Source organism: Azospirillum tabaci (assembly GCF_014596085.1).
GTDB classification, from domain to species: domain Bacteria; phylum Pseudomonadota; class Alphaproteobacteria; order Azospirillales; family Azospirillaceae; genus Azospirillum; species Azospirillum tabaci.
In genome coordinates, this window is record NZ_JACCJY010000032.1 from 1 (window position 1) to 26225 (window position 26225).

A 26225-nucleotide genomic window follows, 5' to 3' on the forward strand; every position below is an offset into this window, starting at 1 on the left:
GCTGCACCTTCAGCACGATGTCGGCGTCGGCCAGCGCCGAGGCGGCGTCCGGCGCGATCTCCGCACCGGCGGCCTGATAGACCCGGTCCGGCAGGTTCGAGCCCAAACCCGCGCCGGTCTCGACCACGACGTCGAGACCGAGGCCCTTGATCTTCTTGACGGTTTCCGGAGACGCTGCGACGCGATTCTCGCCCGCTCGCCGCTCCCTGGGTATGGCGATTTTCATGGTTGTTGATTGCCTCCCAAAGCAATCGGCAGGACGAGGCGTCAGCGCTCCGGCCTCGACGGCGGGCGGCCTCGGCGGGCGGCCCGCCGGTCAAATTCTCGAATGATGTCGGTGCCGGCCAGCGACGAGGCGTGGTCCGGCGTCAGGCCCGCAGGGCGGCGGAGCGGTCACCCGGGATGGATGCGGGCGACCGCCTCCGGACCGCCGCCGCCTTAACTTGGACGCTGCCGTGGACGTCGCCTTGGGCGCCGCCCACGGCGCCGTCGTCCGTCACTGGGCCGCGGCGACGGGATAGCTGACGACCTCGCCCGGCTCGGAGTCCGGCGGCGCGGCATCGAGCTGCGCCTTGATGAGATCGCGCACGCTGACCACGCCGACCAGCGAGGCTCCGTCCAGGACGGGGATGTGGCGGATGGTGTGCTCGTCCATCAGCTGGAGCACGTGGCGGACGGAATCGCCCGGCGTGCAGCAGACGGGATGATTGCTCATCACCGCCGTGACCGGCAGGGACAGGATGCCCGGCCCGCGGTCGGTCAGGCCACGCACGATGTCGCGTTCGGAAATCACCCCGACGACGGTGTTGCCCTCGGTCCGGCAGACGTCCTTGACCACCAGCGCGCCCGTGTTTTCCGCCTTCAGAAGACGCAACGCCGTTTCCACGGTTTCGTTGATGCGCACCGTGCCGATGCGCGTCCCCTTCCGGCGGAGAATGTCTTCAACCCTCATGACGCTCCTCCTGTGAAGCGATTGTCCGGCCCCTCGGCGTTGCTTCGCTTCGTCGTTGGGGGCGTTGGTTTCTGTGTGCGGGGCCGGACGGTGTCCGCCCTACTGGGCGGCGACCGCGGGTGCGGCCTCGGACGACGCCCGCTGCGGGCGCGTGTAGGCGCCGGCGATCTCGCCGCGCTGGCGGACGAGCGCCAGGACCACGTCGATGGTCGGGGTCGCCACGCCAACCATGCGGCCCATCTCCTGGACCACCGACAGCAGGGCGTCGATCTCCATCGGACGGCCACGCTCCAGATCCTGGAGCATGGAGGTCTTGTGCGCGCCGACGGCGCCGGCGCCGTTGATGCGGCGCTCCACATCCACCCGGAAATGCACACCCAGACGGTCGCCGATCTCCTTGGCCTCCAGCATCATCGCCTTGGCGACGGCGCGGGTTTCCGGATCGGAGCAGATGACGTCGAGCGTGGCGTGGGTCAGCGCGCTGATCGGGTTGAAGCAGAGGTTGCCCCACAGCTTCAGCCAGATCTCGTCGCGGATGCGGTCAAGCACCGGGGCGCGCAGGCCGCCGGCCTCCATGGCCGCGCTGAGCTTCTTCACGCGGTCGGACTGGGTGCCGTCCGGCTCGCCCAGCGAGAACTTGTCGCCGTAGATGTGCTGAATGACGCCGGGTTCGACGACCTCGGTCGCGGGGTAGACGACGCAGCCGATGGCGCGCTCCGGCCCCAGGCCGTTCCACTGGATGCCGCCCGGATCGACGGTGTCGAGCACGCGGCCTTCGAACTCGCCGCCGTTCTTGTAGAAGTACCAATAGGGGATGCCGTTGACCGCGGTGACCACGGCGGTGTCCTTGCCAAGCAACGGCTGGATGGCGTCGACGACGCTGGGAACGGAGTGGGCCTTCAGACCGATGATGACGTAGTCCTGCGGGCCGAGTTCCGCCGCGTTGTCGGTGCAGCGGGGGCGGACGACCGTTTCTTCCTCTCCGACGATCAGCTTCACGCCGTTCTCACGCATGGCCGTGAGATGGGCGCCGCGCGCGACGAGGCTGACATCCGCGCCGGCCTGGTGGAGACGCACACCAAGATAGCCGCCGATGGCCCCGGACCCAAAGATGCAGATCTTCATAACCCGTTTCCTCTCCCCCAATTATCGGCCACGCGCCGCGCAGCCTTTGCAGTAACCCCAATCAATCAGCACACCGAACAAATACGGAGTTTGGTATACCAGATACCAGATGTCAACTGGCAAAATAGACCCTGTAGAGGGAGGGACATGATCCGGAATCGGGCGAGAATCCTGGGTTTTCCAACGAAAGTTCGAGCATGGAAAACCGGGCGTCCGGCCCGTCCGGACGCCCGGCTCGCGGATCCATCCGGTGTGCGGGATCAGGTGAGCGGAAGGACGAGCTGGAACGCCTTAACCGTCATACGCTTGCGGTGATAGAAGCGGTGCGCGTCGCCGCGCTGGACCCCGGAGATGATTTCCATCTGAGCGCAGCCCTTCTCGCGCGCCTGGGCGGCCAACCAATCGAACAGCTTGTCGCCCAGGCCGAAGGAGCGGTGCTTCGGCGAGGTTACAAGGTCCTCAACATACATATAGCGACCGCGCGACAGCGTCTCGTGAACGCGGAAGCCGCCGCAGCCGGCGACCTCGCCGTCGATGCGCAGGAGGGCGAGGTTGTAGCCGTCCTCCATCTGGCGGCGGATCTGGGCGGCGTAGGCGTCGGCGTCGGTCATGTGGGTGCGCAGTTCCTTCACCACCGCGTAGCTGTCGGCGATGTCGGCGTCGGTCTTTGCCAGGGTGATCTCGATGGTGTGCTGGTCGGCAGCGTTCTGTTCGGCGATCCGCTGGTCCATCGTGCGTAACTCCCGTTTTTTTGTGTGTTCGAGGGACTCTGTTCGTCTCTCTGGTATTTGGTATACCAGATAATCCGTGCAGGAAGCAACCGACCTTATGACGCAGCTGCGCAAAGTCCCTCGAAATCCCTCGGCGCTTCGCCGTCCGAGCCCCGGTCAGGCGTGCATCAGGGCCTGGAGATGGGCGGCGCAGCCTTCGGCGAGCCCCACCATGTCGTAGCCCCCCTCCAGCACCGTCACGACGCGGCCGTCGCACAGCCGATCCGCCGCCTCGACCAGCTTGCGGGTCGCCCATTCGAAATCCGGGCCGGTGAAGTTCAGCGACGCCAGAGGGTCGCGGGCGTGGGCGTCGAATCCGGCGGAGATCAGGATCAACTCCGGCTGGAATTCCTCCAGCGCGGGGAGGATGCGGCGCTCCATCGCTTGTCGGAACTCCACCGTCCCGGAGTGGGGCGGCAGCGGCGCGTTGACGATGTTGTCGGCGACACCGGTTTCCCGCATCGAGCCGGTGCCGGGATAGAGCGGCGACTGGTGGGTCGAGGCGAAGAACAGGTCAGCGTCGTCCCAGAACATCGCCTGGGTGCCGTTGCCGTGGTGCACGTCGTAATCGACCACGGCCACCCGGGTCAGGCCGCGCCGCTTGCGGGCGTGCTCCGCGCCGACCGCCACATTGTTGAAGACGCAGAAGCCCATGGCGCGGGCCGGCTCGGCGTGGTGACCGCAGGGGCGGACGGCGCAGAAGGCGTTCTTCGCCGTCCCGTCCAGCACCGCGTCCACCGCCGCGCAGACCGCTCCGGCGGCGCGCAGAATCGCCGAGCGCGAGGTGGGCGACAGCACGGTGTCGGCGTCCAGCCGGACGTGACCGCTGTCCGGGACCGCGTTCAGCACGGCATCCACATAGGCCGCGTCATGCACCCAGCGCAGCTGCTCCGCCTCCGCCTCCGGGGCCTCGAAGCGGGGCAGATCGCGGAACTCGTCGCGGTCCAGAACCTCCCACACCACGGCGATTCGCTCCGGACGCTCCGGGTGCCCCGGGCCGGTGTCGTGCGCCAGGAAGTCCGGGTGGGTGAAAATGGCGGTTGTCATCGAATCCTCTCCTCCCCTGTACCGATGATTTGAAACTGGTCGATCACGCGACGGCGCGGAAGCGCCATGCCTTCCCGAGTCGACGCGCGCCCTTGCCTTATATGTATACCAGATACCAGAATGGACCAAATCGCTTTGGCAGCAAACCGTCAGCACCGCCACCGTCTGAGCGCAAGAACCCCTATCGGGACAAGGGCCATCAACGCTTCCGAAGGTGGTAGAGCGGCCCTCGCAGGCCGAGTCTGTTTGTTACGCTGACAAACAGCTTGCGCCAAAAACTGTATCTGGCATACCATATCTCTAATGCCAAAAACGCTCATCCCGGGAGCTGAAGCCGCCCACACCAAGCGGCCGGTTCCACGGTCAAGCAAAGGCGATGGAGACGACCCGGCACACCACGGGGAAACCTCCGGTCAAAAAACAAAAACAACCCGACTCAAAAAAGCAAAAGACCGCTTCGCAAAGAGATCGCTTCTAGGAGGAGAGAAATGCACCAAGCCCTCACGGAGGCCCCGAAGGGGCCCCTCGGTGGCCGCTGGTTCCAGCTCGTCATCGGCGTCATCTGCATGTCGATGATCGCGAACCTGCAGTACGGCTGGACTCTGTTCGTCGAGCCCATCGACCAGAAGCATGGCTGGGGCCGTGCGGCCATCCAGGTGGCCTTCACCATCTTCGTCGTCATGGAAACCTGGCTGGTTCCCGTCGAAGGCTGGTTCGTCGACAAATTCGGCCCGCGCATCGTCGTCCTGATCGGCGGCGTGCTCTGCGCCGTGGCCTGGGCGGTCAACTCGGTGGCCGACTCGCTCGCCATGCTCTATCTCGGCGCAGCGCTGGGCGGCATCGGCGCCGGCGGCGTCTACGGCACCTGCGTGGGCAACGCGCTGAAGTGGTTCCCCGACCGCCGCGGCCTCGCCGCCGGCCTGACCGCCGCCGGGTTCGGCGCCGGCTCGGCCCTCACGGTCGTTCCCATCGCCAACATGATCCACTCCTCGGGCTATGAAGCCACCTTCATGACCTTCGGCATCGGCCAGGGCGCGGTGATCCTCGCGCTGGCATGGTTCCTGGCGTCGCCGAAGAAGGGTCAGGTTCCGGAGGTCACCCGCTCGGCGGTGTCGCAGACCCGCGAGAGCTACACCCCGGTCCAGATGCTGAAGACCCCGGTCTTCTGGGTCATGTACGCCATGTTCGTGATGGTGGCGGCGGGCGGCCTGATGGCGACCGCTCAGCTCGGCCCGATCGCCAAGGACTTCCACCTGGACGGCGTGCCCGTCAGCATCATGGGCCTGACCTTGCCGGCGCTGACCTTCGCCCTGTCGATCGACCGCGTGCTGAACGGCGTCACCCGCCCCTTCTTCGGCTGGGTGTCGGACCACATCGGCCGCGAGAACACGATGTTCATCGCCTTCGCCCTGGAGTGCGTCGGCATCCTGGCGCTGAACCAGTGGGGCCACAACCCCGTCGCCTTCGTGATCCTGACGGGTCTGGTGTTCTTCGCCTGGGGTGAGATCTACAGCCTGTTCCCGGCGCTGTGCGGCGACTCCTTCGGCTCGAAGTTCGCCACCACCAACGCCGGCCTGCTGTACACCGCCAAGGGCACCGCGTCGCTGGTCGTTCCCTTCGCCAACGTGGCGGTCGCCTCGACCGGCAGCTGGCAGGCGGTGTTCTTCTTCGCCGCCGCGGTCAACGGCATCGCCGCCCTGCTGGCCATCTTCGTCCTGAAGCCGATGCGCGCCCGCCAGATCAACGAGAGCCTCCCGGCCTCGAAGCTGGCGGCGGAGCCGGCCCAGTAAGGCACCGGACGCACCATCAGCACCCGAACGCAATCGGGCCGGGAGATTTCCCGGCCCGATCTGCTTTTGAAGAATGGAACGGCGGGAAAGATCAGAGAGCGCGCGGGAACGACGCCCAGGACGGGCCGCCCTCAATCTCCTCCCGCGCCTTGCGCGCCTTCTTCACCCGGCGGAGGTGGCCGGGCGACCAGGGATCGCGGACCGGCATGCCGGCGGTGGCGACCTCGGCGGTCAGAATCCGCGCCACGACGACAGCGAAGCCCGACAGCAGCATGGACAGAAGAACGATGGCGAGCATGCTTCGTTTCCCGGATGAGGCACACACGGACTCAGGCACGCCCGATTCCGCAATGCAGCATACATAGGCCGTTCGGCTAGGGAAATCGAGTCCGCCACCGCAAGCGCGGCGCTTCGCCGCGCTACAGCATCTCCAGCGGGCGCGGCCCGCGCGGCGGCGGGAAGGCCCGGTCGAGGTCCGCGAGATCCTGCTCGTCGAGCCGCAGGTCGGCGGCGGCCCGGTTGTCGCGTACATGGGCGGGATCCGACGCCTTGGGGATGGCGATCACCCCGTCCTGGCGCAGCAGCCAGGCCAGCCCGACCTGGGCCGGCGTCGCGCCGTGCCGCTCGGCGATGCGGCGAAGCTCCGGATGGCGCAGCATCCGCCCCTGCTCGATCGGCGAATAGGCCATGATCGGAATGCCCCGCCCACGGCACCAGGGCTGCAGGTCGTATTCGATGCCGCGGCGCGTCAGGTTGTAGAGGAGCTGGTCGGTCTGCACCCCCTCCCCGCCCGGCGTGCCGACCAACTCCTCCATGTCCTGGAGATCCAGGTTGCTGACACCCCATCGGCCGATCTTGCCGTCACGCATCAGCGTGTCGAAGGCCTCGATGGTTTCGGAGAAGTCGTGGCTGCCGCGCCAGTGCAGCAGATAGAGGTCGATGCGGTCGGTGCGCAGGCGCTTCAGGCTGCGTTCGCAGGCCGCGATGGTGCCGCGGCGGCTGGCGTTCATCGGCAGCACCTTGCTGACCAGAAACACCTCGTCGCGGCGCCCGGCGATGGCCTCGCCGACCACCTCCTCCGCCCCGCCGTCGGCGTACATCTCCGCCGTGTCGATCAGCGTCATGCCGAGGTCGAGGCCGAGCCGCAGCGCCGCCGCCTCCCGCGCGCGGTCGCGGCTGTCCTCGCCCATGTACCAGGTGCCTTGGCCGAGCACCGGCACGGCGGTTCCCGAAGGAAGGCGTGTCGTCGGAATGGTCATGGATGTCTCCCGTTCCCTTGGCCCCGTCGAAGCATCGAAGGGGCGTGAGGAACGTTAGTCCACCAAGCTACCCCTGGAAACCGCCCCTTGGCGCTATTTCGGCGGGTGGGAGAAGCCGGCGAACGCGGCGCGGCGAAGGGATCACCCGCAGCCGGCAAAGGCGGCAGACAAATGACGCCTGAAACGACAAAAGCTCAGCCAAGGGCTGAGCTTTCGAAACCGGTGCCAACCTGTGAGAAGGTGGCGTCCCCAAGGGGATTCGAACCCCTGTCGCCGCCGTGAAAGGGCGGTGTCCTAGGCCTCTAGACGATGGGGACGTCGTTGGCGTGGCGGGATTACTAATGGGATGACGGGCCGAGCGCAAGCGTTTTTTCCAACTCCTTTCTACCCCGTTCGCGTATGCCCCCCATGCAGCACTCCCGAGCCGAATTTGTTTGCATTCACATGGTTTGGGAGGGTGCGGCGTCGTCGATCAGGAGCTGGACTCCCTCCGCCCCGTTCCAACGGTCGATGCGCAGGACGCCGGCGATGTGGAAGGGCGATCCGCGCCCCATCAGCAGGGCTTTTCCCATCTCGCTGTCCAGCGCGCGGAAGGCGATGGCCTTCAACCGGGCGCCGTCGCCGCCCTGGAGAATGCAGCGGACGTGATTCGCCCCGACCACGTCCGCCCGCACCACGCGGGCGTCGGTGACGGCGAAGCGCGGCTCCGCGTTGCCGGTGCCGAAGGGGCCGAGCTGGTTCAGGCGGTCCACCAGGGAGGTGTTCGCCGCCCCCACGGACAGCGCGCCGTCCAGCTCCAGCGTCGGCACCAGAGGGGCTGCGGCGACCTGTTCGGCGACGCGGCCGGTCAGGAAGGTCTGCAGGTCGGCCAGCCTGTTCCCCGCCACGGTGAAGCCGGCCGCCATGCGGTGCCCGCCTCCGGCCATCAGCAGCCCTTCCTGCCGCGCGGCGATCACCGCCGCCCCCAGGTCGACCCCACGCACCGAGCGGCCCGAGGCCTTGCCGATCACCGTACCGTCCGCCCCTTCCTCCAGGGCGATGACGCAGGCGGGGCGGCTGTAGCGCTCCTTCAGGCGGCTGGCGACGATGCCGATCACGCCGGGGTGCCAGCCTTCACCCGCCACGAAGACCAGTTCGGCCAGCTCGTCGGCGTGCTCCTCCAGCCGGGCCAGGGCGTCGGCGAGCACGCCCTGCTCCACCGCGCGGCGTTCGGCGTTGTGAGCCTCCAGCTTCTGGGCCAGTTCCATGGCCTCCATGGGATCGTCGGTGGAGAGCAGCCGCGCCCCGAGGTCCGAGGCGCCGACGCGCCCGCCGGCGTTGACCCGCGGGCCGAGCACGAAGCCGGCGTGGTAGGCGTCCGGCTTCTCCTTCACCCCGGCGACGTCGGACAGGGCGGACAGGCCGGGGTTGGCGCGCCGCGCCATCACCTTCAGCCCCTGCGCCACCAGCGCCCGGTTCAACCCGGTCAGGGGCACCACGTCGCACACCGTGCCCAGCGCCACGAGGTCGAGCCACTCCATCAGATTCGGCTCGTTGCGGCCCGCGTAGAATCCGGCGCTGCGCAGCGCCCGGTTCACCGCCACCACGGCCAGGAAGGTCACTCCCGCCGCGCACAGCGTGCGGTAGGCGCCGTCCTCGTCCAGCCGGTTCGGGTTGACCAGAGCGATGGCCGGCGGCAGGCGCGGTTCCGCCGCGTGATGGTCGAGAACCACCACGTCCAGCCCGGCCGCCGCCGCCGCCTCCAGCGCCGCGAAGGCGGAGATGCCGCAATCCACCGTCACCACCAGCCGCACGCCCTCGGCCTTCAGCCGCAGCAGCGCCGGGCCGTTGGGGCCGTAGCCCTCCTTCATGCGGTCGGGCACGTAGATCCGCAGATCCGCCCCCACCGCCCGGAAGAAGCGCCGCAGCAGCGCGGAGGAGGTGGCGCCGTCCACATCATAGTCGCCGAAGACGGCCACCGGCTCGCCGTCCATCACGGCGCGGGCGATGCGCTCCGCCGCCGTGTCCATGTCCCTGAAGCGGGAGGGGTCGGGAAGCAGCGCCTTCAGCGTCGGGTTCAGGAAGCCGTCGCATGCCTCCTCCGTCACCCCGCGGGCGGCGAGCACCCGCCCGACGATCTCCGGCAGCCCCCGCCCCTGCGCCAGCCCCCAGGCCAGCCGCTCGTCGTAGGGCCGCGCCTGCCAGCGCTTGCCGGACAGGGAATGGGCGACGTTCAGGAAGGGGGGAACGGTGTCGGTCATGCTGCCCAGAATGCCACGGATCGGAAAGGGCGAAGCCATAGCAGATGGGGGACAAGCGGGCCAGCGGATGGGGCCCGCGGAAGGAGACGGCCGGTCCCGTCGGCGGCGGCGGCGTACGCAAAGGTGGCAGGCATCCTTGCCGCACCGCAACTTGAGGCAGGTCATTGCGGGTGGAAAGGCGTCCTGCTCCACTGCGTCATCCACACGCGGAGGAGGGAACCATGATCACCACGGCGATCTTTCCAGCCCGCTACGTCCAAGGCAACGGCGCCCTCGACAGCCTGGGGGAGGATCTGGCCCGGCTGGGCAAGACGGTTCTGGCCGTCACCGACCGCTTCGTTCTGAAGACGCTGAAAGGCCGGCTGGTCGATGCCGCCGCCGGGCGCGTCGAACTGGACATCCAGGAATTCCGCGGCGAATGCTCCGACGAGGAGATCGAGCGGCTGACCGATCTCGCCCGCGCCATGGGAGCCGACGTCGTGGCCGGCATCGGCGGCGGCAAGGCGCTCGACACCGCCAAGGCGGTCGCCCACGCGCTGGACGCGCGCACCGCCATCGTCCCGACGCTTGCCTCCACCGACGCGCCGTGCAGCGCGCTATCGGTGATCTACACACCGGAGGGGGCGTTCAAGCGCTACCTCGTGCTGCCGCGCAACCCAGACCTCGTTCTGGTCGACACCGGCGTGGTGGCGAACGCCCCGGTGCGCTTCCTCGTCTCCGGCATGGGCGACGCCCTGTCCACCTGGTTCGAGGCGGAGGATTGCCGCATCAAGCGCGGCGGCAACATGACCGGGCGCGTCGGCCCGATGACCGCCTTCGCTCTGGCCCGGCTGTGCTACGACACGCTGCTGGAGTATGGCGTGCTCGCCAAATCGGCCTGCGAGCAGGGCGTGGTCACCCCGGCGCTGGAACGCATCGTCGAGGCCAACACGCTTCTGAGCGGGCTGGGCTTCGAGAGCGGCGGGCTGGCGGCGGCGCACGCCGTCCACAACGGCCTGACCGCGCTGGAGGAAACGCACCATTGCTGGCACGGCGAGAAGGTCGCCTTCGGCACGCTGACGCTGCTGATCCTGACCGACCGGCCGCCGGCCGTGCTGGACGAGGTCTACGGCTTCTGCAAGGCGGTGGGGCTGCCGACGACGCTGGCCGAGATCGGCCTTGCCAGCGTGTCGGACGAGCGGCTTCTGCTGGCGGCGGAGCGGGCCTGCGCCGAGGGCGAGACCATCCACAACGAGCCGCACGAGATCACCCCGCAGCGTGTCCTGGCCGCCATGAAGGCCGCCGACGCCGAGGGACGGCGGCGGAAGGGCCTGTAATCTCCGAAAAAGGAGAAATCTCCAAAAAAGAAAGGGGCGCGCGGCAGACCACCGCGCGCCCCTTTTTCCTTGAGCAGCCTTAGGCCATGCTCGGCTTGCGCTGCAGGTTGTGGTGCGCCTCGACGTAGCGCACGGTGCCCGACTTGGAGCGCATGATGACCGAATGGGTGGTCGCACCGCCGGGGAAGCGGCGGACGCCGCGCAGCATGGCGCCGTCGGTCACGCCGGTCGCGGCGAACATGACGTTGCCGCTGGCCAGCTCGGTCAGGCTGTACTTCTTGTTCAGATCCTTGACGCCCCAGCGGGCGGCGCGGGCCTTCTCGTCGTCGTTGCGGAACAGCAGACGGCCCTGGAACTGGCCGCCGATGCAGCGCAGCGCCGCCGCGGCCAGAACGCCTTCCGGCGCGCCGCCGGAGCCGACATACATGTCGACGCCGGTGCCGGCCTGGCTGGTGGCGATCACGCCCGACACGTCGCCGTCGTTGATCAGCATGATGCGCGCGCCGGCCTCGCGGACGCGGGCGATCAGCTCGGCGTGGCGCGGACGGTTCAGGATGCAGACCAGCAGCTCCTGCACCTCGGTGCCCTTGGCCTTGGCCAGGGCCTTGAGGTTGTTGGCCGGGGTCTCGTCGAGATCGACCACGCCTTCCGGCAGGCCGGAACCGACGGCGATCTTGTCCATGTAGACGTCCGGGGCGTTCAGGAAGCCGCCCTCGTCCGCCATGGCGATGACGGCCAGCGAGTTCGGGCCGCCGGTGGCGCAGATGGTGGTGCCTTCCAGCGGGTCGAGCGCGATGTCGACCTTCGGCCCGCGGCCGATGCCGGCGCCGACCTTCTCGCCGATGTAGAGCATGGGCGCCTCGTCGCGCTCGCCCTCGCCGATCACGACGGTGCCGTCGATGTAGAGGGTGTTGAGCGCCTGGCGCATGGCGTCGACCGCGGCCTGGTCGGCAAGCTTCTCGTCACCGCGGCCCATCAGCAGCGACGCGGACAGCGCGGCGGCCTCGGTGACGCGGACGGCTTCCAGCGCCAGGTTCCGGTCCATACCGGACAGGTCGACATGAACGGACATGGTTGTTCTCCCCCGAATCGATGCTCGGTTCTTCTATGGTTCGGTCAAAACTGTTCGATGCGGATCATGCGCGGCGGCTCGACCACCGACTCCTTGGCGGCGATGGTGGCAAGCGCGCGCTGCATGGCCGCCTCGTCGGTGTCATGAGTGGTCAGGACCACCGGCACCGCTTCACCGGGGGCGCGCCCGCGCTGCAGGAACTGCTCCATGGAGACGTTCTGGTCGCGCATGGCCGCCGCAACATCCGCTATCACGCCGGGACGGTCCACGACCATCAGGCGTACGTAGTACGACCCCCGGCGGGCCTCCATCGGGGACGGCTGGGCCTCGGAAAGCTGGGCCGCCGGCACGCCGAAGGTGGGGGTGGAGCGCCCGCGGGCGATGTCGATCAGGTCGGAGACGACGGCCGACGCCGTCGGTCCCTCGCCCGCGCCGCGGCCGACGAACAGCACGCGGTCCACGAAATCGCCCTGGGCGATCACGGCGTTGAACACGCCGTCCACCGCCGCGATGGGCGCCGCCTTCGGCACCATGCAGGGGTGCACGCGCTGCTCGATCCCGTGGTCGGTGCGCCGGGCGATGCCCAGCAGCTTGATCCGGTAGCCGAGCGCGTCGGCGTAGTCGAAGTCCACCGCCGAGACGTGGCGGATGCCCTCGACATGGACGCTCTGGAAGTCCACCGGCGTGCCGAAGGCCACCGAGGTCAGGATCGCCAGCTTGTGCGCCGCGTCCACGCCGTCGATGTCGAAGCTCGGGTCGGCTTCCGCGTAACCCAGCTTCTGCGCGTCGGCCAGCACGTCCGCGAAGTCGCGGCCGGTGGTGCGCATCTCGGTCAGGATGTAGTTGCAGGTGCCGTTGAGGATGCCGTGCACCTCCGACACCCGGTTGCCCGCCAGCCCCTCGCGGAGCCCCTTGATGATCGGGATGCCGCCGGCCACCGCCGCCTCGAAGCCGATGGCGAGGCCGGCGGCCTCCGCCTTGGCCGCGAGCGCGGTGCCGTGATGGGCAAGCAGCGCCTTGTTGGCGGTGACGACGTGGCGCCCCCGCTCCAGCGCCAGCTCGACGGTCTCCTTCGCCGGTCCCTCGGACCCGCCGATCAGCTCGACCACCACATCCACGCCGGGATGGGCGGCGAGCGCCACCGGGTCGTCGTACCATTCGACCGTCGACAGGTCGACGCCGCGGTCCTTGCCGCGCGAGCGGGCGCTGACCGCCACCACCTCGATGCGGCGGCCGCAGCGCTGCTCGATCAGGTCGGCCTGCCGCTCGAGAAGCTTCAGAACGCCCGCGCCGACCGTGCCCAGGCCCGCGACGGCGATTTTCAGGGGGCCTGTTTTGTGGGAGTCGGACATCAGGCTTTCGCTTTCTCGGGGTCGAGGAGGGCGGCGCGCGCCGCCGGGTCCTTGCTCGCCGCCGCGCCGGCGGCGTTGGAGCGGAAGAACTCCTTGATGTTGCGGGTCGCCTGACGGATGCGGTGGACGTTCTCCACCAGCGCCAGACGGACATGGCCGTCGCCGTACTCACCGAAGCCGATGCCCGGCGCCACGGCCACCTTGGCCTCCTGCAGCAGCAGCTTGGAGAATTCCAGCGAGCCGAGATGGGCGAAGGGCTCCGGGATCGGCGCCCAGGCGAACATCGAGGCCGACGGGCTCGGCACCGTCCAGCCGGCGGAGGCCAGACCCTCGATCATCACGTCGCGGCGCTGGCGGTACATGGTGCGCACCTGCTCCACGCAATCCTGCGGGCCGTTCAGCGCGGCGGTCGCGGCGACCTGGATCGGCGTGAAGGCACCGTAGTCCAGGTACGACTTGATGCGGGCCAGCGCGGTGATGAGCTTCTTGTTGCCGGTGGCGAAGCCGATGCGCCAGCCGGCCATCGAATAGGTCTTCGACATCGAGGTGAACTCGACGGCCACCTCGCGCGCCTCCGGGATCTCCAGGATCGAGGGCGGCGGGTCGCCGTCAAAGAAGACCTCGGCGTAGGCCAGATCCGACAGGATGTAGATGCCGTGCTTGCGGCAGAACTCGACGATCGGGCGGTAGAAGTCGAGGCCGACCACCTCCGCCGTCGGGTTCGACGGGTAGTTCAGCACCAGCGCCAGCGGCTTCGGCACGCTGTGGCGCACGGCGCGCTCCAGCATGATCATGAAGCTGTCGATGTCGGTTGAGGTGCCGTTGGCCTGCCCCACCGGCAGATGGCGCACCGAGGCGCCGGCCAGGATGAAGCCGAAGGGATGGATCGGGTAGCTGGGGTTCGGCACCAGGATGATGTCGCCCGGGCTGGTGATCGCCTGGGCGAGGTTGGCCAGGCCCTCCTTCGAGCCGATGGTGACGATGCACTCCGACTCCGGATCGACGTCCACGTTGAAGCGGCGCTTGTAATAGGCCGCGTGCGCCTTGCGCAGGCCGGGGATGCCGCGGGAGTTCGAGTAGCGGTGCGTCTTGGGATCGCGCACGGCCTCGATCAGCTTGTCGACAATGTGCTGGGGCGTCGGCTGGTCCGGGTTGCCCATGCCGAGGTCGATGATGTCCTCGCCGGCAGCTCGGGCTCGCGCCTTCATGGCGTTCACTTCGGCGAAGACGTAGGGCGGAAGCCGCTTGATCCGGTGGAATTCTGAATCGCTCATGGACGCTCCGAAGCCTTGTCCGGCCACGCCACGAACCCATATTTGCGGACCGGGACCACTTATCTACCGCCCCGCATCTTCAGAAGCGAGGTAAAATTCGCGTCCGGCCGCATTCCTGCGCTGCCCAAGGCATCCCGGACGCCGAAGCCCGTCTTCAGCCTCCCTTGCGGCCGGATGTCCGGCGCTGGTGCAGCGCCTCCTCGATCTCCTCGCCACCGGCGCCGACCAGGGCGGCGGGGTCCACGGCGACCTCCAGATCCTCCGGCCGGGCGGGCTTGGCGGGGTGGACGCGCCGGGCCGCCGGCACGCGCAGCAGCGCGTAGGACAGCAGCGACAGCGAGGCGAGGCCCGGCATGATGGCCGTCGTCGCGATGTAGGGATCGGCGAACAGGGCGGCCACCGCCGTGCCGGCCAGCCCGCCGCCGATCTGCATGAAGCCGATCAACGCCGAGGCCGCTCCGGCCATGCGGGGAAAGCCGGCCAGGGCGTCGCTGGTGGCGCCGGGCATCACCAGCGCGATGCCGAAGGCCCAGATCGCGGTCGGCCCCATCACGCTCGCCACGGTCGGTTCGCCGGTCAGGGGCGCCAGGGCGAAGCCGAGCCCGCCCACGGCCACGCAGGCCAGCCCGTAGGGGATCAGCCGCATCGCGTCCACCCGGCGCAGCAGCCGCCCCGCCAGGGTCGCCCCCAGCGTGTAGGAGCCGGTCTGCAGCAGCATGGCGAAGCCGAAGACGGTCGGGCTCAGCCCCACCCGCTCGATCATCACGAAGGGCAGCAGCGCCGCCATGGTGTAGAGGCCGCCCAGCGTCGTGCCGAGCACCAATCCCGCCCGCATGAAGCGCCGGTCGGTCAACAGGGTCCGATAGTTGCGGATCACCGGGCCGGGCCGGGCCGCCGAGCGGTCGCGCGTCCGGTTGGTCTCCGCCGTGCCCAGCGCGAAGACCGTCAGCACGGCGAGGCCGTAGAGCGTCATCACCACGAAGATGGCGTGCCAGCCCACCGTGCCCAGGATCACCCCGCCCAGCGTCGGCGCAACCGCCGGCACCACGGCGAGCATCAAACCGATCAGGTTCAGGATGCGCGCCGACCGCTGTCCGGTGAACTGGTCGCGGACGATGGCGCGGGAAATGGCGATGCCCGCCGCCGCACCGATGCCCTGCAGGGCCCGCCCGACCAGCAGCCATTCGATGCTGCCCGACAGCGCCGCCACCACGCTGCCCAGAACGTAGGTGACGAAGAAAGCCAGGGCGACCGGCCGCCGCCCGTAGGCGTCGGACAGCGGCCCGCAGGCGAGCTGGGAAAAGGCGAAGCCGAAGAAATAGACGGAAAGCGTCAGCTTCAACGCCGCCGGGGTGGTCTGGAACGCCTCCACCAGCATCGGCAGGGCCGGCGTGTAGAGCGCGAGGCTGAGCGGCCCCAGCGTGACGATCAGCGTTCCGATGACGGCCGTCCGCGTCTCCGTCATGGCGGGCGCGTCGCTTTGCGCTGAGGCGCGGCTCATTGGCCGGCTCCGCCGCGGTCGTCCGCGATCATGCGGTTGCGCAGGCGGGACAGCATGTCCTTGAGCAGGACGACCTCCTCCGCCGTGAGGTTGGCCATGGCCGACTCGCGCTCCGTCCGGAAGGCCTCCAGAACCTGGAGCGCCAGCGGTTCGGCCTGCGGGGTCGGACGCACGATCTTGGCGCGGCGGTCCGCCGGGTCCGGTTCGCGGACCACCAGCCCGCGGGCCTCCAGACGGTCGAGGAAGCCGACCAGCGTCATCGGCTCCACCCACATGTGGGTCGCCAGCACCGACTGGCGCGAGCCGGGGTGGCGGCAGACATAAACCAGTGCCCGCGCCTCCCCCGCCGTGAGGCCGAGCCGGGCGTCATCCAGGGCACGGTCGAACCGCGCGCGCAGAAGCCGCGCGCAGTCGATCAGGATCATTCCGAAGGGGGATTCATCAAGCATCCCTTATTGTAAGGGTGCCTTATAATTTCAAACAACCGCGGGCGGCGCAGGGCGGTCATGCCGCGGCGCCATGGCCACGCACCGTCCTTCCACTCGCCGTGAAACCCACCCGAGCTGAAGCGAAGCCGTCGCGCCAAATAGTCGCAGCATGAAAATCTGTTGCGGACCCGCCACCGCAAGACGTAGTTTTTCCATCTTGGCAGCAGCAATGGGTGCTCCGTGGTCCGCGCCACCGCCATCGGAACTGCGCATCGACCGGACGAAGACCGGCGCGTCCCTTTCCTTCAATGGAGCGCCATCAAAGGCCGAAGGACGCACCGCATAGGTATACTTACGGATTACTGGCAGCGTCCGCCTTTTGCTACACCCCTGCCCTCAATTGGGCTTTCCGGGAGCGGGCTTCCCGGCGCTTGGCTGTCCAGGCGTGATGTCCGGCGGCGGGGGAACGTCCATGGGGGTCGGCAGCATGGTCTTGGCGGCCTCGCGGTCCTGGGCCAGACGGTCCAGATCCTGCTGGCGCTGCGCTTCCGTCCGCAGATCGGTGGGGCGCGGCGGAACGGTGCCGAGATTGGGGTATTCCCGGTTCTGGCCGGACATGCCGCGCACCGGCGAGTCCTGGCTGGGCACCTCGCGACCGGTCACGGCGCCGACCAGCCCGGTGTCGAGCACGCGATCGCTGCAGGCCGGCAGAGCGAGAACAACCAGGACGGACAGCGCCGGACCCAACCGGCCCGCCTTCGCCACCATGCCGCGTCGGATACCCGTTTCCATTCTGCGAACCCCACATCCGAACCCATCCGGCCGCTTGAACGGTGGTGGGCGAAATGAAATCTTCATACGAGAGGTGTATGACGGACCCCGGCTCGAACGGACATGGCATAAGCTGTCCGGGATGCCAGGACCGGAACGCACTCCGACCGAACAGACTTCCGGCAGGCACTGTATAAACCGCACAACGTCCCTCCTGAAGCCTAAAACTCGCCTAAAGAAGAAGGACCGCACCAATGGCCGAAAACCAGGCCCCTGACGTCAAGCTTCCCGATCCGGTCGAGATGTCGCGGGCGATGACCCGCATCGCCGAGCAGAGCCAGCGGCTGGTCACCGAATTCCTGTCCCGTCAGGCCTCGGACGGCGTCGGCGCGAAGAACCCCGACCCGATGGGCGTCGGCCATGCGTTCCTGGAAATGACCACGCGCATGATGGCCGACCCGGCCAAGCTGATGAAGGCGCAGATGACGCTGTGGCAGGACTACCTGACCCTGTGGCAGCGCACCACCCAGCGCTTCTTCGGCCAGGAGGCCCAGCCGGTCATCGCCCCGGCCAAGGACGACCGCCGCTTCAAGGATTCGGCCTGGGACGAGAACACCCTGTTCGACTTCATCAAGCAGTCCTACCTGCTGTCGGCCCGGTGGATGCAGTCCACGGTCAACGGGGTGGACGGGCTGGACGACCACACGGCCAAGAAGGTCGACTTCTACACCCGCCAGTTCGTCGACGCGATGGCGCCCTCCAACTTCGTCATGACGAACCCGGAGGTTCTGCGCACGACCATCGAGACGGGCGGCGAGAACCTCGTCAAGGGCCTGGAGCACCTGCTGAAGGATCTGGAGCGCGGCAAGGGCGAGCTGCGCATCTCCATGACCGATTACGACGCCTTCCAGGTCGGCAAGAACATCGCCGTCACCCCGGGCAAGGTCGTCTTCCAGACCGACCTCATGCAGCTCATCCAGTACACCCCGACCACGCCGGAGGTGAACAAGCGGCCGCTGATGATCGTGCCGCCCTGGATCAACAAGTACTACATCCTGGATCTGCGCGAGAAGAACAGCTTCATCAAGTGGGCGGTCGACCAGGGCCACAGCGTCTTCGTCCTGTCCTGGGTGAACCCGGATGAGAAGCTGGCCCAGAAGGGCTTCGAAGACTACATGTTCGAAGGCGTGCTGGCCGCGCTGGACGCCATCGAGAAGGTGACCGGCGAGAAGGACGTGAACGCCATCGGCTACTGCCTGGGCGGCACGCTGCTGGCCTCCACCCTGTCCTACATGGCGGCCAAGAAGGACGACCGCATCAAGTCGGCCACCTTCTTCACCACCATGCTCGACTTCACCGAAGCCGGCGAGTTGTCGGTCTTCATCGACGAGGAGCAGCTCACCATGATCGAGAGCCAGATGGCCCAGCAGGGCTACCTGGACGGCTCGAAGATGGCGACCACCTTCAACATGCTGCGCGCCAACGACCTGATCTGGTCGTTCGTGGTGAACAACTACCTGCTCGGCAAGGACCCGTTCCCGTTCGACCTGCTCTACTGGAACAGCGATTCGACCCGCATGCCGGCGGCGATGCACAGCTTCTACCTGCGCAACATGTACCAGAAGAACCTCCTGGCGCAGCCGGGCGGGGTGTCGCTGGGCGGCGTGCCGATCGACCTGCGCAACGTGAAGACCCCTTCCTTCTTCCTGTCGGCCCGCGAGGACCACATCGCGCCGTGGAAGTCCACCTACATGGGCGCTCACCTCTTCTCCGGCCCGGTGAAGTTCGTGCTGGCGGCGTCCGGCCACATCGCCGGCGTGGTGAACCCGCCGGCCGCGGGGAAGTATTGCTACTGGACCAACGCCAAGCTGCCGAAGGCCTCGGACGACTGGCTGGCGTCGTCGGAGCAGACCCCCGGCTCCTGGTGGCCGGAGTGGAACAACTGGGTCTCCACCTTCTCCGAAGGCAAGGTCCCGGCGCGCAATCCGGAGAAGGGCGGCCTGCCCGTTCTGGAAGACGCCCCCGGCTCCTACGCCAAGGTGCGCATCGTCTGAAGTCCTTCGTCCGGGGAGCGGTCCGCCACTCTCCGGATCCCCAGAGCCGTCGACGCGACAGCTCGGTAGGACGCGGTCCATAAGAAAAGGCCCCGGACAATGGTCCGGGGCCTTTTCCTTTATCCGGCGAATTCCGTCATCAGGCAAAAGCCCCGGACCAAGGTCCGGGGCTCGTGTCCCGAAAGGGAACCTGCGCCTTACGACGACGGGGCGTTCGCACCGCGCGGCAGGATCTGCGCACGACGGTTGGACGGCTCGCGGACGTTCGGGCCGGTCTGCACCAGGAGCTGGCTCTCGCCCTTGCCCTCGGTGGTGATGGCGCCGGCGGCGATGCCCTTGGAGACGAGGGCCTGCTTCACCGCCTCGGCGCGACGCACCGACAGACGCTGGTTGTAGGCCGGCGAACCCGAGGTGTCGGTGTGGCCGACGACATGGACGCGGGCGTTGGCGCCCTTGCCGATGGCGGCGGCCGCATCGCCGATCACGCGATCGGCGGCCGGGGTGACGTTGGCCTTATCCCAGTCGAAGAACACGAGGTATTCGGTCTGGGCGCGGGCGGCCGGGGCCGGGGCAACCGCCGGAGCGGCGGCCGGCGGGCACTTGAAGCTGCCCTGGTGGGTGGCGTAGCCGCCATCCGCCGTGCGGACCGGGGTGTTGTTCCAGCCGATGACCGGGTTGCACCACTCGGCGGTGTCGGCGCTCTGGGCCTGAGCCCCGGCGGTCAGGCCGAAAGCGACGACGGCGGCCGGCACGACGGCCATGGTAGCGCGGAAGAAGCTGTTCATTTCTCCACTCCCTTAGAGACACACTCCCTACCGCTTGGTTCGCGGAGGACGAATCGCACAAACGATAGGACATATCGCGTGCATGTAACGTGACAAAACGCGAAACATGTGGGGTTTGTCCACGTACAAACATACCCTCCGGAAGTCCTACACGTTTCGTGCCGGTGTCACTGTTGCTAGTATGCCACAGTGCTGCGACGCACTAAAGAGGTATTAGCCCTCTCTGTAGATTTGAGCAAGCCGCACGTAGTTCCGGACGTTTACCGGGAAGAAAGATGTGTCCTTTTCCGTTAGTGCACGCACGGGTCTTGCAGGACTTCCGGCCCAAAGTTGCCCCGCTGCCACACGCTTCCCAGGGGTCACCAGGGCCCCGGCGGCCACCATGGCCCCCGACTCGACGTAAGCTCCGTCCATGACGCAGGCCTGCATGCCGATGAAGCAACCGCTCTCCAGCGTGCAGGCGTGCAGCAGGGCCATGTGGCCGATCGACACGTCGTCACCGATGTAGGTCCCCTGCCCCGCCGAAGCGACGTGGATGACGGTGCCGTCCTGGATGTTGGTCCGGGCACCGATTCGGATCTCGTTCACGTCGCCGCGGATCGTGCAGCCGAACCAGACACTGCTGCCCGGCCCGATCTCCACGTCGCCGATGACCGAGGCCGTCGGCGCCACATAGACGCTCGGGTCGATCTTCGGATGCGTGCCCTGGAAGGGCAATATCAGGCCGGACATCGCAGGCAACTTTTCCTCAGGCTGTTTCTCTTCGGTCACGGGAACAGCGGGGCCTGCTCCAGCCCGGTCGTCTCGCCCAGCCCGAACATGACGTTCATGTTCTGGATGGCTTGGCCGGAGGCGCCCTTCACCAGATTGTCGATGACCGACACGATGATGGCGCCGCGCGGGGTGCGGTCGGGGAAGACGCCGATCAGCGCCTGGTTGGAGGCGCGGACGTGGCGGGTCGCCGGGGCGATGCCCGCCGCCGTGACGTTCACGAAAGGCTCCGATTCGTAACGCGCGGTCAGCGTCGCGCGCAGGTCGTCGGCGGTGACCCCGTCGGCCATGCGGACGTAGATCGTCGCCATCATGCCGCGGTTCATCGGGACGAGGTGCGGCGTGAAGCTGACCGTCACCGGACGCCCGGCGGCCAGCCGCAGCTCCTGCTCGATCTCCGGCATGTGGCGGTGGTGGCCGACGCCGTAGGCGTTGAAGCCCTCCGACACCTCGGTGAAAAGGTTCTGCTGCTTGGCGTCGCGCCCGGCGCCGGAGACGCCCGACTTGGCGTCGATCACGATCCCGCCCGGCTCGATCATCTCGTCCATCAGCAGCGGCAGCAGGGCCAGCAGCGAGCAGGTGGGGTAGCAGCCGGGGTTGGCGACCACGCGCGCCTTGCGCACGCCCTGCCGGTTGAACTCGGTCAGCCCGTAGGCGACCTCCTTCTGAAGCTCCACGGCGCGGTGCTCATGCCCGTACCAGGTGGCGTATTCGGCGGGGTCGGACAGGCGGAAGTCGGCGGACAGGTCCACCACCTTGATGTGGCGCGGCAGGCCGGCGATGACCTCCTGCGTGGTGCCGTGCGGCAGGGCGCAGAAGACGGCGTCCAGCTTGTCCCAGGCGACCTCCTCGATCTTCACGAGGCCGGGCAGGTTGAACTGGCCCAGATGCGGGAACACCTCCGCCATGGGCTTCCCCGCCTGTCGCTCGGCCGTCAGCGCGCAGATCTCCACGCCGGGATGGCGGAGAAGCATGCGCACCAGCTCGGCGCCGGTGTAACCGGACGCACCGAGAATGCCGACGCGGATGGGGGAAGTGCTGTTGGCCATGGACGCTGTTCCTTTTGACGCACGGGGATGGGCACGGAACGGTGAAGAGAAGTGAAGCAGACCTGAAACAAGAAAGGGGCGTCCCGTCGGGACGCCCCTCGCTTGTACAGCAGTAACGCGGGTCCGCGGTAGGCTTTAGCGCTTCGAGAACTGGAAGCTACGGCGGGCCTTGGCCTTGCCGTACTTCTTACGCTCGACGACGCGGGCGTCGCGGGTCAGGAAGCCGGCGGCCTTCAGCGGCGGACGGAGCGCCGGCTCGAAGTAGGTCAGCGCCTTGGAGATGCCGTGACGGACCGCACCGGCCTGGCCGGACAGACCACCGCCGGCCACCGTGACCATCACGTCGAACTGGTCGGCGCGGTCGGTGATGCCGAAGGGCTGGGCGATCATCATGCGCAGCACCGGGCGGGCGAAGTAGACTTCCTGGTCGCGGCCGTTGATGACGATCTTGCCGGAGCCCGGCTTGATCCACACGCGGGCGACGGCGTCCTTGCGCTTGCCGGTGGCGTAGGCGCGGCCCTGGGCGTCCAGCTTCGGGGCGACCACTTCGGCGGAGGCGGCGGCCGGAGCGGCAGCGATGTCCTTCAGGCCGGAAAGGGTGGTGGTAACCTGAGCCATTGGATTACGCGCTCCGCTTATTCTTCGGGTTCATGGCCGCAACGTCGAGAGCGACCGGCTGCTGCGCCTCGTGCGGGTGGGCGGCGCCCTTGTAGACCTTCAGGTGGGTCATCACCTTGCGGCCGAGCGGACCGCGCGGAACCATGCGCTCCACGGCCTTCTCGATCACGCGCTCCGGGTACTTGCCGTCCAGGATCTGGCCCTTGGAACGGCCCTTGATGCCGCCCGGATAACCGGTGTGCCAGTAGAAGATGTCGTCCTGGCGCTTGTTGCCGGTCAGCTTGACCTTCTCCGCGTTGATCACGACGACATGGTCGCCGCAATCCATGTGCGGGGTGAAGGTCGGCTTGTTCTTGCCGCGCAGGATGTTCGCCAGGATGCTGGCAAGCCGGCCGAGAACGAGGCCGTCGGCATCGACGACGTACCACTTCTTCTCGATGTCGGTCGGCTTCAGATTGAAGGTCTTCATCGCCACACTCGTTGACTAAACGTGGATCGACGGGCCACCGAAACTGGACGTTCAATCCCCGGGGCGCCGAAGCGGCCGGTGTTGTACGCAGCGCACGGGGGCTCTGTCAACGGAAAAATATCCATTCCATATCAACGACCTAAGGCCGCGGTATCATTTTACCGCGAAAGCAAAGCCATTGATATCATTAGTGTTTTCCGGAGCTTTCCGGATCCTGGTATCCCGATACCGCGAGCGTCACCGGGTCGTGCGGCGGAATCGAGTAGGTGCCGGTGACGTGGGCGACGGGCTCCGGGTCGCCCTCGGAGAACAGCAGGACCTCGCCGTAAGCCAGCCGCTTGCCCATCTTCAGGATCCGGCAGTCGGCGGTGATGGCGACCGGCGCCGGACGGCGCAGGAAGTTGATGGTCATGCTGGTGGTCACCGCCAGTTCCACCCGCCCGATCAGGCTGAGCACGGCGGCGTAGAGCGCCACGTCGGCCAGACCGAACATCGCCGGCCCGGTCACCGTGCCGCCGGGACGGACGAAGCTGTCGTTGTAGGGCAGCTTCATGCGCACGGTCCCGGCGCCGAGCTGCTCGATGGTGATTCCATAATTGCCGACCAGCGGCACACCCTCGCGAATCAGGGCTTCCAGTTCCTCGGCGGACACGACCGGCGCGCTCATTCCCTCACCCATGGTTTTTTCTTGTGGTCATCCGATCATGGCGAACATCGTCCGCCCCGCCAAGCGCCTCGCACCGCCGCCAATTTCACACAGTCACCCGGAGCCAACCGGAATTAAATCTACTATTTCAATCAACAAATTGGTTGAGTTGTCCGTGGCGGCACCGTTAGATGGGCGGACCACACGCCCGGTTCCGTGGCGGGGGCGGTCGGGGTACTGTTCCCGCCAACGATCAAAACATCCGGGAGGATTGGACAGCGATGAACGACACCCCGCCCCTCATCGGCGACTCCGCGCCGCTGGTTCTCCGCGAGGACCGCGACGGGGTCGCCACCCTGACGCTGAACCGCCCGCAGGCGCGCAACGCCTTGTCCGTCGGGCTGATGGGCGCGCTGCAGGCGGAGCTGGACGCCATTCACCAGGACCCCGCGGTCCGCGCCGTGGTGCTGGCCGGGGCCGGGCCGGCCTTCTGCGCCGGGCACGACCTGAAGGAGATGCGCGCCAACCCGGACCGCGCGGCCTATGAGTCGCTGTTCGTCCAGTGCTCCAAACTGATGCTGACGGTCAGCCGGCTCCGCCAGCCGGTGATCGCCAAGGTCCACGGCATCGCCACGGCGGCGGGTTGCCAGCTCGTCGCCACCTGCGACCTCGCCTATTGCGCCGACAAGGCGCGATTCGCCACGCCGGGCGTGAACATCGGCCTGTTCTGCTCCACCCCGATGGTGGCGCTGAGCCGCGCCGTGGGGCGCAAGGCGGCCATGGAGATGCTGCTGCTCGGCGACCTGATCGGCGCCGACGAGGCAGCGCGCATCGGCCTCGTCAACCGCGCGGTGCCGGCCGACCAGCTCGACGCCGTGGTGGCGGAGGCCGCCGGCAAGATCGCCGCGAAGTCGCCGCTGACGCTCGCCATCGGGAAGGAAGCCTTCTACCGCCAGATCGAGCTGGACGTGGAGGAGGCCTACGCCTACGCCGCCCGCGTGATGACCGAGAACATGCTGGCCCGCGACGCCGAGGAGGGCATCGACGCCTTCCTGCAGAAGCGCCCCCCGGTGTGGTGCGGCCAATGAGCGGCCCCTCCCCTTCGCACGACGGCTACAGCGATGAGTTCATCCGCCAAGTCCTGGACCGGGTGAAGACCATCGCCCTGGTCGGCGCGTCGAACGACCCGGTGAAGGCCAGCTTCATCGTGCTGAAATACCTGCGCGACAAGAGCTACCGGGTCATCCCCGTCAACCCGAAGCTGGCCGGCCAGACCATCCTCGGCGAGCGGGTCTACGCCAGCCTGTCGGAGCTGCCGGAGCCGCCGGACATGGTGGACGTCTTCCGCAACGCCGCCGCCGCCGGAGGCGTGACGGACGAGGCCATCGCCATCGGCGCCAAGGTGGTGTGGATGCAGCTCGGCGTGCGCAACGACGAGGCGGCGGCGCGGGCCGAGGCGGCGGGGCTGACCGTGGTCATGAACCGCTGTCCCAAGATCGAGCTTCAGCGCCTGTTCCACGAGATCGGGCGCATCGGCGTCAACTCCAACATCCTGACGTCCAAGAAGGCCGCACCGGCCAAATCCTTCAAAAAACTGATGTAAAAAGCAGAGGAAGCCATCATGAGCGAGCAGAAGTCCTTCGGTTTCGAGACCCGCGCCATCCACGCCGGCGCCGCCCCCGACCCCGCCACCGGGGCGCGCCAGACGCCGATCTACCAGACGACCAGCTTCGTCTTCGACGACGTGGACGACGCGGCCTCGCTGTTCAACCTCCAGAAGGTCGGCTTCATCTATTCCCGCCTGACCAACCCGACCGTGTCGGTGCTGGAGGAGCGGCTCGCCAATCTGGAAGGCGGCGCGGGGGCCACGGCCACCTCCTCCGGCCACGCCGCGCAGCTGCTCGCCCTGTTCCCGTTGATGGAGCCGGGGGACGAGATCGTCGCCTCGCGCAAGCTTTACGGCGGCACGCTCAACCAGCTCGGCACCAGCTTCCCGCGCGCCTTTGGTTGGAAGTCCGTCTTCGTGGACACCGACCAGCCGGAGAACGTCCGCGCCGCCATCACCGCGAAGACCAAGGCCATCTTCGTGGAAAGCCTCGCCAACCCCGGCGGCGTGGTCACCGACCTGGAGGCCATCGCGAAGATCGCCGACGAGGCCGGCATTCCGCTGATCGTCGACAACACGCTGGCGACGCCGTACCTGATCAACCCGATCCAGTGGGGCGCCACGCTGGTCGTGCACTCCACGACGAAGTTCCTGTCGGGCAATGGCACCTCGGTCGGCGGCGTGGTCGTCGACAGCGGCACCTTCGACTGGGGCAAGTCCAGCAAGTTCCCCGCCCTGTCGGAACCGGACGCCGGCTATCACGGGCTGAAGTTCCAGGAGACCTTCGGTCATCTGGCCTTCACCATCCACGGCCACGCCGTCGGTCTGCGCGACCTCGGGCCGAGCCAGGCGCCGCTGAACGCCTTCCTGACGCTGAACGGCATCGAGACGCTGCCGCTGCGCATGCAGCGCCACAGCGACAGCGCCCTGAAGGTCGCGCAGTTCCTGGAGAGCCATCCGGCGGTGGGCTGGGTCAGCTACGCTGGGCTGGAATCATCCAAGTATCACGCGCTCGCCAGGAAGTACCTGCCCAAGGGGGCCGGCGCCGTGCTGACCTTCGGCGTCAAGGGCGGCTTCGACGCCGGCGTGAAGGTGGTGGAGAACGTCCAGCTCCTCAGCCATCTCGCCAACATCGGCGACAGCCGCTCGCTGATCATCCACCCCTCCTCGACCACGCACCGCCAGCTGTCGCCGGAAGGCCAGGCCCAGGCCGGCGCCGGTCCGGACGTGCTGCGCCTGTCCATCGGCCTGGAGAGCGTGGAGGACATCATCGCCGACCTCGACCGGGCGCTGTCCGCCGCCTGATGCCGGTATCCTTCCGCCCGCCCCG

At 67.8% G+C, this 26225-nt stretch carries 25 protein-coding genes, 1 tRNA gene and 1 pseudogene; 6 read left to right on the forward strand and 21 right to left on the reverse strand.

Going from position 1 to position 26225, the window contains the following annotated elements; all coding sequences use genetic code 11:
* The 5 genes and pseudogenes from H0B54_RS23765 to H0B54_RS23785 all read right to left on the reverse strand — a co-directional run.
* Positions 1-226, reverse strand: a pseudogene (locus H0B54_RS23765) (NAD(P)(+) transhydrogenase (Re/Si-specific) subunit alpha); the annotation flags it as partial.
* Positions 227-496: 270 nt separating this feature from the next.
* Positions 497-952, reverse strand: coding sequence for a CBS domain-containing protein (locus tag H0B54_RS23770; protein WP_094306439.1), 456 nt, complete (start codon positions 950-952; stop codon positions 497-499).
* A 99-nt stretch (positions 953-1051) separates the two neighbouring features.
* Positions 1052-2077: a 2-dehydropantoate 2-reductase gene (locus H0B54_RS23775; protein ID WP_188262373.1), complete on the reverse strand. Its 1026-nt coding sequence runs from the start codon at positions 2075-2077 to the stop codon at positions 1052-1054.
* Between the two features lie 260 nt (positions 2078-2337).
* A complete protein-coding gene (locus H0B54_RS23780; protein WP_094306441.1) occupies positions 2338-2808 on the reverse strand; it encodes a GNAT family N-acetyltransferase in 471 nt (156 codons plus the stop codon).
* 156 nt (positions 2809-2964) lie between these two features.
* Entirely contained in the window at positions 2965-3894 is a 930-nt protein-coding gene (locus H0B54_RS23785; RefSeq protein WP_188262374.1) for a histone deacetylase family protein, read from the reverse strand.
* Between the two features lie 488 nt (positions 3895-4382).
* Here H0B54_RS23785 and oxlT point away from each other — a divergent pair, with 488 nt between their 5' ends.
* On the forward strand, positions 4383-5684 hold the full coding sequence (oxlT, locus tag H0B54_RS23790) for an oxalate/formate MFS antiporter (protein ID WP_094306443.1): 1302 nt from the start codon (positions 4383-4385) through the stop codon (positions 5682-5684).
* 91 nt (positions 5685-5775) lie between these two features.
* Here oxlT and H0B54_RS23795 read toward each other — a convergent pair whose 3' ends face one another.
* From H0B54_RS23795 to recJ, 4 genes are all read right to left on the reverse strand, one after another.
* Complete coding sequence (locus tag H0B54_RS23795) at positions 5776-5982, reverse strand: hypothetical protein (protein ID WP_188262375.1); 207 nt, start codon at positions 5980-5982, stop codon at positions 5776-5778.
* Positions 5983-6103: 121 nt separating this feature from the next.
* Complete coding sequence (locus H0B54_RS23800; RefSeq protein ID WP_188262376.1) at positions 6104-6943, reverse strand: aldo/keto reductase; 840 nt, start codon at positions 6941-6943, stop codon at positions 6104-6106.
* Positions 6944-7184: 241 nt separating this feature from the next.
* A tRNA-Glu gene (locus H0B54_RS23805) sits at positions 7185-7260 on the reverse strand.
* Positions 7261-7383: 123 nt separating this feature from the next.
* The gene (gene recJ, locus H0B54_RS23810) at positions 7384-9183 is read right to left on the reverse strand and encodes a single-stranded-DNA-specific exonuclease RecJ (RefSeq protein ID WP_188262377.1); all 1800 of its coding nucleotides are present in this window, start codon (positions 9181-9183) and stop codon (positions 7384-7386) included.
* A gap of 221 nt (positions 9184-9404) precedes the next feature.
* On the opposite strand from recJ, the gene H0B54_RS23815 reads away from it, so the two are divergent.
* On the forward strand, positions 9405-10499 hold the full coding sequence (locus H0B54_RS23815) for a glycerol dehydrogenase (RefSeq protein ID WP_188262378.1): 1095 nt from the start codon (positions 9405-9407) through the stop codon (positions 10497-10499).
* 79 nt (positions 10500-10578) lie between these two features.
* On the opposite strand, the gene glpX is transcribed toward H0B54_RS23815, so the two are convergent.
* From glpX to H0B54_RS23845, 6 genes are all read right to left on the reverse strand, one after another.
* Positions 10579-11571 (reverse strand): class II fructose-bisphosphatase, encoded by a 993-nt coding sequence (gene glpX, locus H0B54_RS23820; protein WP_014240259.1) that lies wholly within the window; start codon positions 11569-11571, stop codon positions 10579-10581.
* 44 nt (positions 11572-11615) lie between these two features.
* A complete protein-coding gene (locus H0B54_RS23825; RefSeq protein ID WP_188262379.1) occupies positions 11616-12923 on the reverse strand; it encodes a homoserine dehydrogenase in 1308 nt (435 codons plus the stop codon).
* A complete protein-coding gene (locus tag H0B54_RS23830; protein WP_094306449.1) occupies positions 12923-14197 on the reverse strand; it encodes an LL-diaminopimelate aminotransferase in 1275 nt (424 codons plus the stop codon). Before H0B54_RS23830 ends, H0B54_RS23825 begins: the two co-directional genes overlap by 1 nt.
* 154 nt (positions 14198-14351) lie before the next feature.
* The gene (locus tag H0B54_RS23835) at positions 14352-15698 is read right to left on the reverse strand and encodes a multidrug effflux MFS transporter (protein WP_188262380.1); all 1347 of its coding nucleotides are present in this window, start codon (positions 15696-15698) and stop codon (positions 14352-14354) included.
* Positions 15695-16123: a MarR family winged helix-turn-helix transcriptional regulator gene (locus tag H0B54_RS23840; RefSeq protein WP_188262420.1), complete on the reverse strand. Its 429-nt coding sequence runs from the start codon at positions 16121-16123 to the stop codon at positions 15695-15697. The genes H0B54_RS23835 and H0B54_RS23840 overlap by 4 nt, the downstream gene beginning before the upstream one ends.
* A 399-nt stretch (positions 16124-16522) precedes the next feature.
* Complete coding sequence (locus H0B54_RS23845) at positions 16523-16918, reverse strand: hypothetical protein (protein ID WP_188262381.1); 396 nt, start codon at positions 16916-16918, stop codon at positions 16523-16525.
* A gap of 233 nt (positions 16919-17151) precedes the next feature.
* Here H0B54_RS23845 and H0B54_RS23850 point away from each other — a divergent pair, with 233 nt between their 5' ends.
* Positions 17152-18951 carry a PHA/PHB synthase family protein gene (locus tag H0B54_RS23850; protein WP_094306452.1) on the forward strand — a complete coding sequence of 600 codons (1800 nt, stop codon included), beginning with the start codon at positions 17152-17154 and terminating at the stop codon, positions 18949-18951.
* A 197-nt stretch (positions 18952-19148) separates the two neighbouring features.
* Here the strand turns inward: H0B54_RS23850 and H0B54_RS23855 are convergent, their stop codons facing one another.
* The 6 genes from H0B54_RS23855 to H0B54_RS23880 form a co-directional block, all read right to left on the reverse strand.
* On the reverse strand, positions 19149-19736 hold the full coding sequence (locus H0B54_RS23855; protein ID WP_188262382.1) for an OmpA family protein: 588 nt from the start codon (positions 19734-19736) through the stop codon (positions 19149-19151).
* 213 nt (positions 19737-19949) lie between these two features.
* On the reverse strand, positions 19950-20468 hold the full coding sequence (locus H0B54_RS23860) for a gamma carbonic anhydrase family protein (RefSeq protein WP_094306453.1): 519 nt from the start codon (positions 20466-20468) through the stop codon (positions 19950-19952).
* A 35-nt stretch (positions 20469-20503) separates the two neighbouring features.
* Positions 20504-21556, reverse strand: coding sequence for an N-acetyl-gamma-glutamyl-phosphate reductase (gene argC / locus H0B54_RS23865; RefSeq protein ID WP_014240249.1), 1053 nt, complete (start codon positions 21554-21556; stop codon positions 20504-20506).
* 135 nt (positions 21557-21691) lie between these two features.
* On the reverse strand, positions 21692-22174 hold the full coding sequence (gene rpsI, locus H0B54_RS23870; RefSeq protein WP_014240248.1) for a 30S ribosomal protein S9: 483 nt from the start codon (positions 22172-22174) through the stop codon (positions 21692-21694).
* A 4-nt stretch (positions 22175-22178) separates the two neighbouring features.
* Positions 22179-22643: a 50S ribosomal protein L13 gene (gene rplM, locus H0B54_RS23875; RefSeq protein ID WP_014240247.1), complete on the reverse strand. Its 465-nt coding sequence runs from the start codon at positions 22641-22643 to the stop codon at positions 22179-22181.
* A gap of 187 nt (positions 22644-22830) precedes the next feature.
* Positions 22831-23310 (reverse strand): PaaI family thioesterase, encoded by a 480-nt coding sequence (locus tag H0B54_RS23880; protein ID WP_188262383.1) that lies wholly within the window; start codon positions 23308-23310, stop codon positions 22831-22833.
* 260 nt (positions 23311-23570) lie between these two features.
* Here H0B54_RS23880 and H0B54_RS23885 point away from each other — a divergent pair, with 260 nt between their 5' ends.
* From H0B54_RS23885 to H0B54_RS23895, 3 genes are read left to right on the forward strand one after another with little or no spacing between them, the layout of a single operon-like run.
* The gene (locus tag H0B54_RS23885; protein ID WP_188262384.1) at positions 23571-24377 is read left to right on the forward strand and encodes an enoyl-CoA hydratase; all 807 of its coding nucleotides are present in this window, start codon (positions 23571-23573) and stop codon (positions 24375-24377) included.
* On the forward strand, positions 24374-24892 hold the full coding sequence (locus H0B54_RS23890; protein ID WP_188262385.1) for a CoA-binding protein: 519 nt from the start codon (positions 24374-24376) through the stop codon (positions 24890-24892). Before H0B54_RS23885 ends, H0B54_RS23890 begins: the two co-directional genes overlap by 4 nt.
* A gap of 18 nt (positions 24893-24910) precedes the next feature.
* A complete protein-coding gene (locus H0B54_RS23895) occupies positions 24911-26200 on the forward strand; it encodes an O-acetylhomoserine aminocarboxypropyltransferase (RefSeq protein WP_188262386.1) in 1290 nt (429 codons plus the stop codon).
* The last annotated feature ends 25 nt before the right edge of the window (positions 26201-26225 follow it).

Excerpts from the sequence above, each read along its gene's own strand:
- H0B54_RS23775 (WP_188262373.1), bottom strand. The coding sequence starts at position 2,077 with ATGAAGATCTGCATCTTTGGGTCCGGGGCCATCGGCGGCTATCTTGGT.
- H0B54_RS23830 (WP_094306449.1), bottom strand. The coding sequence starts at position 14,197 with ATGAGCGATTCAGAATTCCACCGGATCAAGCGGCTTCCGCCCTACGTC.
- H0B54_RS23825 (WP_188262379.1), bottom strand. The coding sequence starts at position 12,923 with ATGTCCGACTCCCACAAAACAGGCCCCCTGAAAATCGCCGTCGCGGGC.
- H0B54_RS23800 (WP_188262376.1), bottom strand. The coding sequence starts at position 6,943 with ATGACCATTCCGACGACACGCCTTCCTTCGGGAACCGCCGTGCCGGTG.
- H0B54_RS23795 (WP_188262375.1), bottom strand. The coding sequence starts at position 5,982 with ATGCTCGCCATCGTTCTTCTGTCCATGCTGCTGTCGGGCTTCGCTGTC.
- H0B54_RS23815 (WP_188262378.1), top strand. The coding sequence starts at position 9,405 with ATGATCACCACGGCGATCTTTCCAGCCCGCTACGTCCAAGGCAACGGC.
- H0B54_RS23880 (WP_188262383.1), bottom strand. The coding sequence starts at position 23,310 with ATGAGCGCGCCGGTCGTGTCCGCCGAGGAACTGGAAGCCCTGATTCGC.
- H0B54_RS23855 (WP_188262382.1), bottom strand. The coding sequence starts at position 19,736 with ATGAACAGCTTCTTCCGCGCTACCATGGCCGTCGTGCCGGCCGCCGTC.
- H0B54_RS23895 (WP_188262386.1), top strand. The coding sequence starts at position 24,911 with ATGAGCGAGCAGAAGTCCTTCGGTTTCGAGACCCGCGCCATCCACGCC.
- H0B54_RS23785 (WP_188262374.1), bottom strand. The coding sequence starts at position 3,894 with ATGACAACCGCCATTTTCACCCACCCGGACTTCCTGGCGCACGACACC.
- H0B54_RS23885 (WP_188262384.1), top strand. The coding sequence starts at position 23,571 with ATGAACGACACCCCGCCCCTCATCGGCGACTCCGCGCCGCTGGTTCTC.
- H0B54_RS23780 (WP_094306441.1), bottom strand. The coding sequence starts at position 2,808 with ATGGACCAGCGGATCGCCGAACAGAACGCTGCCGACCAGCACACCATC.
- argC (WP_014240249.1), bottom strand. The coding sequence starts at position 21,556 with ATGGCCAACAGCACTTCCCCCATCCGCGTCGGCATTCTCGGTGCGTCC.
- rpsI (WP_014240248.1), bottom strand. The coding sequence starts at position 22,174 with ATGGCTCAGGTTACCACCACCCTTTCCGGCCTGAAGGACATCGCTGCC.
- H0B54_RS23835 (WP_188262380.1), bottom strand. The coding sequence starts at position 15,698 with ATGAGCCGCGCCTCAGCGCAAAGCGACGCGCCCGCCATGACGGAGACG.
- glpX (WP_014240259.1), bottom strand. The coding sequence starts at position 11,571 with ATGTCCGTTCATGTCGACCTGTCCGGTATGGACCGGAACCTGGCGCTG.
- H0B54_RS23840 (WP_188262420.1), bottom strand. The coding sequence starts at position 16,123 with ATGATCCTGATCGACTGCGCGCGGCTTCTGCGCGCGCGGTTCGACCGT.
- H0B54_RS23850 (WP_094306452.1), top strand. The coding sequence starts at position 17,152 with ATGGCCGAAAACCAGGCCCCTGACGTCAAGCTTCCCGATCCGGTCGAG.
- rplM (WP_014240247.1), bottom strand. The coding sequence starts at position 22,643 with ATGAAGACCTTCAATCTGAAGCCGACCGACATCGAGAAGAAGTGGTAC.
- H0B54_RS23770 (WP_094306439.1), bottom strand. The coding sequence starts at position 952 with ATGAGGGTTGAAGACATTCTCCGCCGGAAGGGGACGCGCATCGGCACG.
- recJ (WP_188262377.1), bottom strand. The coding sequence starts at position 9,183 with ATGACCGACACCGTTCCCCCCTTCCTGAACGTCGCCCATTCCCTGTCC.
- H0B54_RS23845 (WP_188262381.1), bottom strand. The coding sequence starts at position 16,918 with ATGGAAACGGGTATCCGACGCGGCATGGTGGCGAAGGCGGGCCGGTTG.
- H0B54_RS23890 (WP_188262385.1), top strand. The coding sequence starts at position 24,374 with ATGAGCGGCCCCTCCCCTTCGCACGACGGCTACAGCGATGAGTTCATC.
- H0B54_RS23860 (WP_094306453.1), bottom strand. The coding sequence starts at position 20,468 with ATGTCCGGCCTGATATTGCCCTTCCAGGGCACGCATCCGAAGATCGAC.
- oxlT (WP_094306443.1), top strand. The coding sequence starts at position 4,383 with ATGCACCAAGCCCTCACGGAGGCCCCGAAGGGGCCCCTCGGTGGCCGC.